Origin of the sequence: Clavibacter sp. (assembly GCF_014802555.1) — a bacterium.
In the GTDB taxonomy this organism is placed as follows: Bacteria; Actinomycetota; Actinomycetes; order Actinomycetales; family Microbacteriaceae; genus Clavibacter; species Clavibacter sepedonicus.
Genome location: NZ_JAAVCB010000118.1, coordinates 1 through 11,950 on the forward strand (window position 1 = coordinate 1; position 11,950 = coordinate 11,950).

Sequence of the window (11,950 nt, forward strand, 5' to 3'; positions counted from 1 at the left end):
CATTACCGTGGGACATCGAGGCCTCCTGGCGATGGTTGAACTGAACAGCTCCATCAAGCCAGGAGGCCTCTTCACACGCCCCGAAGTGTCACCAACGTCATGGCCGAGTACAGCTAGGACGTCGCGGTCGGGCGATCGCCGCCCGAGCGGCGACGGCGGTTGCGCGAGCGCGGGCGGGTCTGGCCGTCGGCGTGGGGCGCGTCGTGGCCGCCCGCCGTGTTCGGCTGCTCGCTGCCGATCGTCGCGGTCGCGTCCGCGGGTGCGGTGGCCGAGGCGGTCGACGTGCTGCGGCTGCGCGAGCGGTCGCGGTCGCCGCCCCCGGAGGAGGTGGAGGTGGAGGAGGACGACGACGAGCGTCCGCCCGAGCGGTCCCCGCCCCGGTCGCCGCCGCGTCCGCCGTCACGGCTTCCGCCGCGGCCGCCGTCGCGACCCGAGTCGCCGCCGCGGCTGCCCGGGCGCTCGCGCGGCGTGCCGTCGGGGTTGACCGTGGGGGTCGCGCGGAGGCGGCCCTTGGATCCGGCCGGGATGTCGAGGTCGGTGAACAGGTGCGGCGAGGACGAGTACGTCTCGGTGGGCTCCGGCTGGCCGAACTCGAGGGCGCGGTTGATGAGCGCCCACTTGTGCAGGTCGTCCCAGTCGACGAACGTGACGGCGATGCCCGTCTTGCCCGCGCGGCCGGTGCGCCCGACGCGGTGCAGGTACGCCTTGTCGTCCTCGGGGATGGTGTGGTTGATGACGTGGGTGACGTCGAGCACGTCGATGCCGCGCGCCGCCACGTCGGTGGCGATGAGGATGTCCTTCTTGCCCGCCTTGAACGCAGCCATGGCGCGCTCGCGCTGCTCCTGGTTGAGGTCGCCGTGCACGGCGGCGGCGTTGAAGCCGCGGTCGTTGAGCTCCTCGACGAGCCGGGCGGCGGCGCGCTTGGTGCGCGTGAAGATCACGGTCTTGCCGCGGCCCTCGGCCTGGAGGATGCGGCCGATGACCTCGTCCTTGTCCATGTTGTGCGCGCGGTAGACGAGGTGGCGGATGTTCGCCTGCATGAGGCCCTCGTCGGGGTCCGTGGCCCGGATGTGGATCGGCTTCGTCATGAAGCGGCGGGCGAGCGCGACGATCGGGCCCGGCATGGTGGCCGAGAACAGCATCGTGTGGCGCACGGCCGGGGTCTGCGCGAAGAGCTTCTCGATGTCGGAGAGGAAGCCGAGGTCGAGCATCTTGTCAGCCTCGTCGAGCACCATCTCGCGCACGTACTTGAGCGAGAGCAGGCGCTGGCCCACGAGGTCGAGGAGACGGCCCGGCGTGCCGACGACGATCTGCGCGCCGGCCTTGAGCTGCTCGATCTGTCCCTCGTACGCCTTGCCGCCGTAGATGGAGACGACCGTGGTGGCGCGGTGCTTGGTGGCGATCTGCAGGTCCTCGGTGACCTGCACGGCGAGCTCGCGCGTCGGCACGACCACGAGGGCCTGCACGCCGGGCTCGGGGGTGAGGCCGAGCCGCTGGATGAGCGGGAGGCCGAAGCCGAAGGTCTTGCCGGTGCCCGTCTTGGCCTGGCCGATGATGTCCTGGCCGGAGAGCGCCAGGGGGATGGTCTGCTCCTGGATGGGGAAGGGTTCGAGGATGCCGTGGTCGGCCAGCGCCTGCACCATGTCCTCGTCGATGTTCAGTTCGGTGAAAGTCACGTTGTGCCCTGTCTAGCGGTGCGGTCCACGCCCGGACTGCTTCTTTGCGGGCGCGATGGGGCCCTTCCGTTGAGGGACCACGGGGGAGTTTAGCGGGCCGGGGCCCGAAGACCCCCTCCGCCGCCCTTTACACTGGCCACGTGCTCAAGATGTTCGGACGCCGGTCGACGACGATCGAGGCGCCCCGGGTCAGGTCCCGCGGCGAGTCGAAGCGTCGATCGCAGGCGACGACCGTCAGCGTGGACGACTTCTCGCCCGACACCCTCCGCTTCCTCGGCGCCGTCGCGTACCTGCAGCTCACCGTCTTCGAGACGCTGTCGCGTGCGGTCACCGAGGCGCCCGACCTCGCCGGCAAGGAGGCCGTCTCCACGGCCGCCGGCATCGCGCTCGGCAAGCACCAGGCGCTCGCCGCCGAGATCAAGCGGCAGGACGGCGACCCGAGCGTCGTCATGGAGCCGCACCGCGCCGCGTTCGACCGGTTCACCGCCACCGTCGCGGGCGCCGACTGGTACGAGTGCCTGCTCTCCGCCTACATCACCACGGGGCTCCTCGACGACTTCTTCGTGCGCCTCGCCTCGGGGCTCCCGTCGGACCAGCGCCAGCGCGTCGTCGTGCTCCTGTCGTCGGGCGTGGGGCAGCAGGGCATCGTCGACGCGGTGCGCGCCGGGATCCGCCGCGACCCGCGCCTCGCATCGCGCCTCGCCATGTGGGGTCGCCGGCTCGTCGGCGACACGCTCCTGGTCGCGGGGACGGCGATGCGCGCGTCCCTCGCCGACCCCGACGACGCGCGCGTGCACCTGGAGCCCGTGTTCGCGGGAATCATCACGGCGCACACCCGGCGGATGGACGCGCTCGGGCTCACGGCCTGACGCCCGCCGCCGTCTCCGGCCGGCGCACGACGCCCGGCCCCTCGACGGGACCGGGCGTCGTGTTATGCGGGTGCGCTCAGCCGCCGATGGCGGCCAGGTCGCGGGCGTCCGCGGAGGACCGCCGGCGCCCGACCACGATGTCGACGCCCGCGGCGACCAGCGCTGAGATAGCGAGCGTCGCGATCCAGATGACGCCCTGGTCCCAGCGGAGACCGGCCCAGGTGAGGGCCACCCACGCGACCATGGCCGCGATGGTGCCGACGGCGGGGACGAGCAGCGCTCCGTGCGTGGCGCGGTGGGGGAGCGCGTAGCGCGCCACGAGCCCGATGAGGGCGCCGAAGAGTGCGACGAACAGGAGCTCCACGGGAGTCGGGCTTAGCGGACGAAGCCGATGCGCGGGGCGTCGGCGCTGCCGAGCTCCACGTAGGCGAGGTGGGCGGTGACGGCGAGGTGCGTGGCGCCCTTGTCGTCGGTGAAGGAGATGAAGGGGGAGGAGTCGCGGACGGCGTCCGTGACGGTCCGCTGGACCTCCTCGGGCGTCTGCTTGGTGCTGAAGGAGAGCTCGCGGGCGGTGTTGACGAGGCCGATACGGATTTCCACGGGAGGTGCCTTTCGATGCGTCGGATGCGACGGTGCCCCCTCAGGCTAGGGCACCCGCATGCGCGGCCCGGCGGCGTTCACTGAGGGCGGACGGGCGGGCGTGCGGCGGGCTCGCGGCGGACGCGGGGTGCACGCGCGTCGGATGCCGATCCGCGGATCCGCCGCCGTCGGGGGCCGCCGGTAGCGTGGGCGCGTGACCATCAGGGGATTCCGCCAGCCGCCCGCCTCCGCCGCCGACGGCCAGGTGCCCGCGGTGGAGCTGGACCCCTCGCAGCGCGCCGTCGTCGAGCTGCCGGTGGGCGTGAGCGCGGCCGTCATCGGCGCGCCGGGCTCGGGCCGCACCACGACCCTGCGGGAGCTCGTCGCCGAGCGGATCCTCGCGCAGGGGCTCGACCCCGCCGAGGTGCTGGTGCTCGCCCCGTCGCGCGCCGCCGCCACGCGCCTCCGCGACGAGCTCGCGCTCCGGGTCGGGGTGCCCACGCTCGGGCCGCTCGCGCGCACCGCCACCTCCGTCGCGTTCGAGGTGCTCGCGCGCCGCGCCGCCGAGACGGGCACCGAGCCGCCGCGGCTGCTCACGGGCGCCGAGCAGGACCAGATCATCGCCGACCTCCTCGCTGGGCACGAGGAGCTGGGCACGGGGCCCGCGTGGCCGGATCCGCTCGGCGTCGAGGTGCGGCGGCTCCGCGCCTTCCGCACGGAGCTCCGCGAGCTGCTCATGCGCGCCACAGAGGAGGGCGTGCGGCCGGATGCCCTCGCCGAGCTCGGCCGCGCGCACGACGTGCCCGAGTGGATCGCCGCGGCGGAGTTCGCCCGCGAGTACGAGGACGTCGTCGACTCCTTCCGCGGTGACCACCTCGACAGCGCGGAGCTGCTCGCCGAGGCCGTGCTGCTCGTGTCGCGCGGGGAGGCGCTTACGGGGATCCGGCTGGTCGTCGCCGACGACCTGCACGAGGCGACCGTCGCGACCCTCTCCCTCCTCCGGGCGCTCGCGGCGCGCGGCGCGGACGTCATCGCGTTCGGCGACCCGGACGTGGCGGCGGCCACCTTCCGCGGGGCGGAGGCGTCCGCGCTCGGCCGCCTCTCCACCGTGCTCGGACTGCCCGGCCTCCGCACGCTCGTGCTCGACCGGGTGCACCGCCAGCCGCCCGCGCTCCGGGCACTCACCTCGGCCGTCACCGCGCGCATCGGCGCGGCGGGCGCGGGTCGGCAGCGGCAGGCGGGATCCGCGCCCGGCCTCGTCGACGACGCCGACCCGATCCAGGTCATCGAGGCGCCGACGCGCGCCCTCGAGCTCGCCCGCCTCGCGCGGCGTCTCCGCGAGGAGCACCTGCTGGGCGGGGTGCCGTGGGCGCGCATGGTCGTGCTCGTGCGGTCCGGATCCCTCGTGCCCCAGGTCGCCCGCAGCCTCGCGACCGCCGAGGTGCCCACGCGCACGGCCGTCGCCGGGCGCGCGCTCCGCGACGACCTCGCCGCGCTCGCGCTCATCCGCGCGGTCGACGTCGTGCTCGGTCGCGTGCCGCTCACGCCGGACATCGCGGCGGAGCTCGCCACGGGTCCGCTCGGCGGCCTCGACGGGGTCCAGCTCCGCAGGCTCCGGCTCGCGATGCGCCAGGAGGAGCTCGCGGGCGACGGCCACCGGTCGAGCGACGAGCTCCTCGTCGAGGCCCTCGCCGCGCCCGGCCGGCTCGAGACGCTCGACCTCGCGCCCGCGCGTCGCCTCGCACGGCTCGCCCGCACGCTGCAGGGGGCCCGCGAGCTGGCAGCCGCCGACGGCACGATCGAGGAGCTGCTCTGGCACCTGTGGGAGGGCTCGGGGCTGGCGACGCCGTGGTTCGAGCAGGCGCTGCAGACGGGGATCGTCGCCGACCAGGCGAACCGCGACCTCGACGGCGTCGTCGCGCTCTTCACGGCCGCGCGGCGCTTCGTCGAGCGGAACCCGGGCCGTCCCGCGTCCGACTTCGTCGAGGAGCTGCTCGGCGCCGAGGTGCCCGAGGACACGCTGTCGCCCCAGCCGCTCGCCGACACCGTCCTCGTCGCCACGCCGTCCGCGGTGGTCGGCGCCGGGTACGAGGTAGTCGCGGTCGCCGCGCTCCAGGAGTGCGTGTGGCCGAACCTGCGGCTGCGCGGATCCCTGCTCCACCCCCCGCGCCTCTCCGCCGTCGCGCGCGGCCTCGACGGGGCCGACGTCGACGAGCGCGCCGAGGTCCTCGGCGACGAGCTGCGGATGCTCGCGCTCGCCGTCTCCCGCGCGTCCCGCGTCGTGGTCCTCAGCGCCACCGCCAACGACGAGGAGGCGCCGTCGCCGTTCCTGCGCCTCGTGCCGCCCGCGCCCGGCCAAGCGGAGGCGGAGGCCGGGGCCGAGGCGGGCCGCGTGGCGAAGGACGCGCCGGCCGCGCTGCGGATCCGGCCGGACCACCCGCTCTCGCTCCGCGGGCTCGTCGGCGCGCTCCGGCGCGAGCTGGCGGTCGTGCACCGCGACGCCGTGCTCCTCGACGACGGGCGCGTCGTGTCCGGCGACCGGACGGCACGGCGGCCGGCCGACGCGACCCGCGAGCGCGGTCTCGCCGCCGCGTCCGCCCTGGCCCGGCTCGCGGCGGAGGGCGTGACGGGCGCGGATCCGGCCGAGTGGTACGGCCTGCGCGAGCCCTCCACCACCGAGCCCGTCGTCGACCTGACCGACCCCGAGGCCCGCGTGCCCGTCTCGCCGTCGCGGCTCGAGGCCTTCGAGCGGTCGCCGCTCAACTGGTTCATCGACCAGGCGTCCGGCGGATCCACGAGCACCGCCATGGGCATCGGCACCATCGTGCACGCCGTCATGGAGGAGGCGAGCCTCGATCCCGACGCCGACCTCCGTCCGCCCGCCCTCGAGGCCCGCCTCGACGCGCGCTGGGGCGAGCTGCCGTTCGAGTCGCCGTGGGTGGGCGAGCGCGAGCGGCGGCAGGCGGGCGAGCTGATCGCGGGCGTCAGCGGCTACCTCCGCGACTTCGCCGCCGACGGCGGGCGCATGCTCGCGGCCGAGGGCGGCTTCGAGCTCGAGGTGGGCGTGGCGCGGCTGCGCGGGAAGATCGACCGCATCGAGCTGACGAAGGAGGGTGCGGTGGTCATCGTCGACCTCAAGACCGGACGCCACTACCCGACCCGCGCCGAGATCCCGGCGCACGCGCAGCTCGGCTCCTACCAGCTCGCCTTCACCGAGGGCTCCCTGGAGCAGGTGCCCGCCGAGGCGCCGTCGGGCGGCGCGAAGCTGCTGTACGTCTCGGGCGGCACGCGCGGCCTGCCGTACCGCGAGCTGCCGCAGGAGCCGCTCACGCGCGAGGAGCTCGACGGGTTCCGCGCGCGCATCGCCGAGGCCGCGGAGGGCATGGCGGGCGCGACCTTCGACGGCACGCCGGACCTGGGGGAGCGCGATCCGGGATCGGCCCGGCGGTACCGCATCCACCTCGTCCGGGCGGTGTCCGCGTGAGCGGCGTCGGCACGACCGGTGGGGCTCACGGCAACATGATCAGCGCGCAGCGCATCGCGGAGACGCTCGGCCTGCCGAGCCCCACCGAGCAGCAGCGGCGCGTCATCGAGTCGCCGCTGGAGCCCGGCCTCGTCGTCGCGGGCGCGGGCAGCGGCAAGACCGAGACGATGGCGAGCCGCGTCGTCTGGCTGCTGGCCAACGGGCACGTCGGGGTCGAGGAGATCCTCGGCCTCACCTTCACGCGCAAGGCCGCGGGGGAGCTCGGGGTGCGGATCCGCGCGCGCATCGAGCAGCTCCAGCAGGCGGGACTCGCGGCCGTGCCCGCGGATGCCTTCGCCACGCCCACCGTCCAGACCTACAACGCGTTCGCCAACGGCATCTTCCGCGACAGCGCGACCCTCATCGGCCGCGAGGCGGAGTCGGTCGTCCTCACGGAGGCGTCCGCGTGGCAGTTGGCGCGTCGCCTCGTCGTCGACAGCACCGACCCGCGGCTGCTCGAGCTCGGGCGCGGCGTGGATCCCATCACGCAGGCCGTCATCTCCCTCAGCCGCGCGATGAGCGAGAACGTCGCGGATCCGGCCGAGGTCGTGCGCCTCGCCGGGTCGTTCACGGGGCTCGCGGAGCTCCCGTTCGGATCCGCCCGCATCAGGAAGGCCCCGGCCGCCGACGCGGTCGCCTCCGTGGGCGCGCTGCCGCCGCTCGTCGACCTCGCCGTGCGGTTCCAGGAGGAGAAGACCCGGCGCGGGCTCGTGGAGTACAGCGACCAGGTCGCGTTCGCGCTCGCGATCTGCGAGCGCGTGCCGCAGGTCGTCGCCGAGCACCGGAAGCGCTTCCGCGTCGTGCTGCTCGATGAGTACCAGGACACCTCGGTCGTGCAGACCCGGCTCCTCTCGACGCTGTTCGGCGGCACGCCCGTCATGGCGGTGGGGGATCCGCACCAGTCCATCTACGGCTGGCGCGGCGCGAGCGCGGCGAACCTCGCGCGCTTCGGCGCCGACTTCGCGCCTGCCGGTGCATCCGCCGCCGACGTGCCGGTGTACGCGCTCTCGACCAGCTGGCGGAACCCGGCGTCCGTGCTCGGCGCCGCGAACCGCATCGTCGAGCCGCTCACGGCCGCATCGCGGATCCCCGTCGCGCGCCTCGAACCGCGCCCCGACGCGGGCGACGGGCACCTCGACGTCGCCTACGAGGAGACCATCGCCGACGAGGCCGCGAGCGTCGCCGCGTGGTTCGCCGACCTGCTGCGGCAGACCGGATCCGACGGCCGTCCCCGCTCGGCCGCCATGCTGTGCCGCTCGCTGAAGACCATCGAGCCGTTCACGACGGCGCTCGCCGACCGGGGCGTCCCGTTCCGCGTGCTCGGGCTCGGGGGGCTCCTCGACCAGCCCGCCGTGGTCGACCTGGTGTGCGTGCTCCGCGTGCTGCACGACCCCACCGCGGGCAGCGAGCTCGTGCGCCTCCTCACCGGCGCGCGCTGGCGCATCGGCACGAAGGACGTGCACGCGCTGTCCCGCGTCGCCTCCTGGCTCATGTCCCGCGACCACGCGCAGAAGCCGCTCGCCGAGGAGGTGCGCGACGGCCTGCGGGCCTCCGTGGTGCCCGACGAGGTCGGATCCGTCGTCGACGCGCTCGACTTCGTCGTCGGCGCCCGCGACGGCCACACGGCGCTCGCCGGCTTCAGCGACGAGGGCCTCGCGCGCCTCCGCGCCGCCGGCCGCCAGCTGCAGGTGCTGCGGTCCCGCGTCGGGCTCGACCTGGTGGACCTCGTCACGGTCGTCCAGCAGGAGCTGCTGCTCGACATCGAGGTGGCCGCCAACGAGACGGATCCGCTCGGCCGCGCGAGCCTCGAGGCCTTCACCGAGCAGGTGGCCGGCTACCTCCAGGGCGACTCCGCCGGCACGCTCGGCCCGTTCCTCGCCTGGCTCGCGGAGGCCGAGCGGCGCGACAACCTCGCGCCGCGCACCGAGGAGCCGGAGCCCGGCACCGTGCAGATCCTCACCATCCACGGCTCCAAGGGCCTCGAGTGGGACGTCGTCGCGGTGCCCCGCATGGTCGAGGGCGAGCTGCCCGGCACGCTGCGGGAGAAGAAGGGCTGGGTCGCGTTCGGCGCGCTGCCCTTCGAGTTCCGCGGCGACTCCGCCGAGCTGCCGTCGCTCGCCTGGCGCGGCGTGGAGACGCAGAAGGAGTTCGCCGAGGCGATGGAGGCGTTCGGCGAGGAGCTCGAGGAGCGGAACGCGGCCGAGCAGCGGCGCCTCGCGTACGTCGCGATCACGCGCACCCGGTCGGATCTGCTCCTCAGCGGCTCCTTCTGGTCGACGCAGCAGAAGCCGCGCGGGCCGGGGGCGTTCCTCCGCGAGATCCAGCAGGTGGGCCTCATCGCGCCCGACGCCCTGCCCGAGGCGCCCGAGCTCGAGGAGAACCCGCTCGAGCCCGGATCCGCGCGCGTCGCCTGGCCGCTGCCCCCGCTCGGGCCGCGCGAGGCCCGCGTGCGCGCGGCAGCCGGGGCCGTGGCCGGCGCGGATCCGGACGCGGAGACCGTCTGGACCCGCGACATCGACCTGCTCCTCGCCGAGCGCGACGCCCGCGCCCGCGACGCGGAGCTCGTCGACCTGCCCACGCGCATCCCCGCGTCGCGCTTCAAGGACTTCGTGAGCGACCCGGCGGGCGTCGCCGCGCGCCTGCGTCGCCCCATGCCCGAGCGGCCCTACCGGCAGACCCGGCTCGGCACGCTCTTCCACGGCTGGGTCGAGGCGCGCTACGGGCCCGCGGGCACGTCCGACGTCATCGACGCGTCCGGGGTCGAGCTCGACGCGGATCCGACCGAGCCGCCCGTGGAGCAGGAGGACCTCGACCGGCTGCGCGCCATCTTCGAGGCCAGCGAGTGGGCCAGCCGGAAGCCCGAGGAGGTAGAGGTAGAGATCCACATGGAGCTCGCCGGCCAGGTCGTCATCTGCAAGATCGACGCCGTGTTCCTCATCGACGGCCGCTACCGCGTCGTCGACTGGAAGACGGGGCGCACCCCGAAGGACGCGGCCGACCTCGAGCTCAAGCAGCTCCAGCTCGCGCTCTACCGCCTCGCGTTCGCGAAGTGGCGGGGCATCGACCCCGACCTCATCGACGCGGAGTTCTACTTCGTGGCGGACGACCGGTCGCTGAAGCCGGAGCGGCTCTACTCCGAGGAGGACCTCGTGGCGCTCTGGTCGGGCGCGCGCACGCCCGACGCGTCGCGCGCGCCGTCGGGGGAGACGGTGGGCTGAGGCCGGGAGTCGAGCATCTCCTCGACCTGGTCGACGTCCATCACGGGCAGCGTCTCGTGTGCGATGCGCTGGCCCTCGTCGGCGCGCACCGTGTCGACGAGTGCGCTGAGCATGTTGACGGCGTCGTCGATGATGCCCTGGTTGCGCGTGTCCGTCCCGTGCAGCAGCCAGCGGGCGATCTCGAGCTCCGCGTAGAGGAGCGCGCGCTGCTTGAGCTGGCGGTCCACCGTCACATGGTGCGCCTGGTTGTAGGCGCGGAAGACGCTCTCGGCCACGTGCTCGGCGCGCGCGCCCAGCACCCAGTGCAGGTCGTGCGCGGGGTCGGCCACGCGGAGCTCCGACCAGCCGATCATGCCGGTCACGTCGTCGCCGTCGACGAGGAACGAGGAGGCCTGCACGGCGCCGTTGACGACCGCGGGCTGGAACTGCCAGAGCGACTGGTCGTCGAGCGCCTCCTCCCAGCGGCTGAGCAGCAGGCTCGGCACGAGCGCGGTGGCCGCGGCCCGGTCGATGAGCGCCGCGGTCTGGCTGTGGATCTCCGCGGCCGAGAGCACGGGCAGCCCCGCGTCGGCGACGAAGCCGGTCGGCAGGCTGTGCACGGCGGAGACGGCGGCGCCGATGGAGCGCGCGAGGCCGTCGCCGGCGGGGATCTCGTCGAGCGAGATCACGCGGCCGGGCACGTGCCCGTAGACGAAGCCGCGGGTCGGCTTGATGGCCGCCTGCCCCAGGAACTCCGGCACCTGGAACGGCAGCCGCGAGCGGATCCCGGTGCTCAGCGCCCGGAGCGCCACGAGGTCGGCGGACTGCTCGGACTCGGCGGCCTGCGTGGTCGGGACGCGCACGAGGAGCTCGCGGCCGTCCTTCGTGGTGAGGAGCGCGGAGTCGAAGTCGCCCGCGCCGCCGGCCGTGAAGGGGGTGCTGCGGACCACGTCGAGCCCGGAGACGGCCGAGGTCGCCAACGCGGCTAGAGTGAGGTGGGATCTGGCCATGCCTTACAGGTTAGGTCGCTGGGAGCCCTCCGTCTCACCGCGCCACGCGCTTCCGGCCCCACACGCGCACCGTGGGCGGACCATCGGCACCGCCGTCTCTGCCCTTCGGCCCGTCCGCCCCCGAAGTCGATTGGTCACCCGTGCTCGACAGCTTCCTCTCCCGCCTGCCCCTGTCCCGCGAGGGCGTCGACCGCGACGGCCTGCACCGCGACTCGCCCGCTCTCTTCGACGAGCTGTGGGCGGATCCCGCCACCCGCGTCCTCGCCCTGCACGGACACCGCGCGCTGGGCTCCGTCGCCGACGGCCGCGCCGCGCTCGACCTGCTGCCGGTGGACCGCGTCACCGCCGCGACCGTGCGCATCTACCTCGGCCGCAGCACCATCGCGCACGAGGGCGAGCCGGTCGGCACGCCCGTCGTCGCCGCGGTCCTCACGGACGCCGCGGCGGCTGAGCTCGCGCCCGCCGAGGAGCGCTGGCTGGAGCTGCGCACGACCGCGACGCAGCTCGACGACCGCGATGCCGCCCTGTTCACGGGCGCGCTCGCCACGGCGAACTGGCACGCCTCCCACCCCTTCTCGCCGAAGACGGGCGAGCCGACCGTCGTCGAGCAGGGCGGCTGGGTGCGGCGCGCGCCCTCCGACGGCTCGCAGGTCTTCCCGCGGACCGACGCCGCGGTGATCATGGGCGTCGTCGATGCGGACGACCGCCTGCTCCTCGGCGCCAACGCCATGTGGGGCGGCGACCGCTACTCGCTGCTCGCGGGTTTCGTCGAGCCGGGGGAGTCGTTCGAGGCGGCGGTGAAGCGCGAGGTGCTCGAGGAGTCCGGCGTCACCGTCGAGGATCCCCACTACCTGGGCAGCCAGCCGTGGCCGTTCCCCGCGTCCGTGATGGTCGGCTTCCTCGCGCGCGTCTCTGCCACCAGCGGGCCCGCGACGCCCGACGGCGTCGAGATCATCGACCTGCGCTGGTTCAGCCGCGAGGAGCTCCGCGCGTCGCTCGGCGAGATCGCGCTGCCGGGCCCGTCGTCCATCGCGCGCGCCATCATCGAGGAGTGGTACGGCGGGCCCCTCGAGGACGGCGAGCGGGAGTGGTGATC

The 11,950-nt window shown here is 74.6% G+C and carries 8 protein-coding genes; 4 read left to right on the plus strand and 4 right to left on the minus strand.

From position 1 onward, the window contains the following. Positions 1-113: 113 nt before the first annotated feature. Positions 114-1,676, minus strand: a complete 1,563-nt coding sequence (locus HDR73_RS12985; RefSeq protein WP_012299235.1) for a DEAD/DEAH box helicase — start codon at positions 1,674-1,676, stop codon at positions 114-116. Positions 1,677-1,825: 149 nt separating this feature from the next. On the opposite strand from HDR73_RS12985, the gene HDR73_RS12990 reads away from it, so the two are divergent. Continuing rightward, positions 1,826-2,545: a ferritin-like fold-containing protein gene (locus HDR73_RS12990; protein ID WP_223842780.1), complete on the plus strand. Its 720-nt coding sequence runs from the start codon at positions 1,826-1,828 to the stop codon at positions 2,543-2,545. A gap of 76 nt (positions 2,546-2,621) precedes the next feature. Here the strand turns inward: HDR73_RS12990 and HDR73_RS12995 are convergent, their stop codons facing one another. Both HDR73_RS12995 and HDR73_RS13000 read right to left on the minus strand, forming a co-directional pair. Beyond that, positions 2,622-2,909, minus strand: a complete 288-nt coding sequence (locus HDR73_RS12995) for a hypothetical protein (RefSeq protein WP_012299233.1) — start codon at positions 2,907-2,909, stop codon at positions 2,622-2,624. An 11-nt stretch (positions 2,910-2,920) separates the two neighbouring features. Continuing rightward, on the minus strand, positions 2,921-3,145 hold the full coding sequence (locus HDR73_RS13000) for a DUF3107 domain-containing protein (protein ID WP_012299232.1): 225 nt from the start codon (positions 3,143-3,145) through the stop codon (positions 2,921-2,923). A 193-nt stretch (positions 3,146-3,338) separates the two neighbouring features. Here HDR73_RS13000 and HDR73_RS13005 point away from each other — a divergent pair, with 193 nt between their 5' ends. Together HDR73_RS13005 and HDR73_RS13010 are read left to right on the plus strand one after the other, a co-directional pair. Beyond that, complete coding sequence (locus tag HDR73_RS13005) at positions 3,339-6,608, plus strand: ATP-dependent helicase (RefSeq protein WP_012299231.1); 3,270 nt, start codon at positions 3,339-3,341, stop codon at positions 6,606-6,608. A 35-nt stretch (positions 6,609-6,643) separates the two neighbouring features. Continuing rightward, the gene (locus tag HDR73_RS13010; RefSeq protein ID WP_041464586.1) at positions 6,644-9,865 is read left to right on the plus strand and encodes an ATP-dependent helicase; all 3,222 of its coding nucleotides are present in this window, start codon (positions 6,644-6,646) and stop codon (positions 9,863-9,865) included. Here the strand turns inward: HDR73_RS13010 and HDR73_RS13015 are convergent. Next, positions 9,778-10,854 (minus strand): phosphotransferase, encoded by a 1,077-nt coding sequence (locus tag HDR73_RS13015; RefSeq protein ID WP_012299229.1) that lies wholly within the window; start codon positions 10,852-10,854, stop codon positions 9,778-9,780. The genes HDR73_RS13010 and HDR73_RS13015 overlap by 88 nt on opposite strands. A gap of 140 nt (positions 10,855-10,994) precedes the next feature. On the opposite strand from HDR73_RS13015, the gene nudC reads away from it, so the two are divergent. Further along, positions 10,995-11,948, plus strand: coding sequence for an NAD(+) diphosphatase (nudC, locus tag HDR73_RS13020; protein WP_041464585.1), 954 nt, complete (start codon positions 10,995-10,997; stop codon positions 11,946-11,948). The last annotated feature ends 2 nt before the right edge of the window (positions 11,949-11,950 follow it).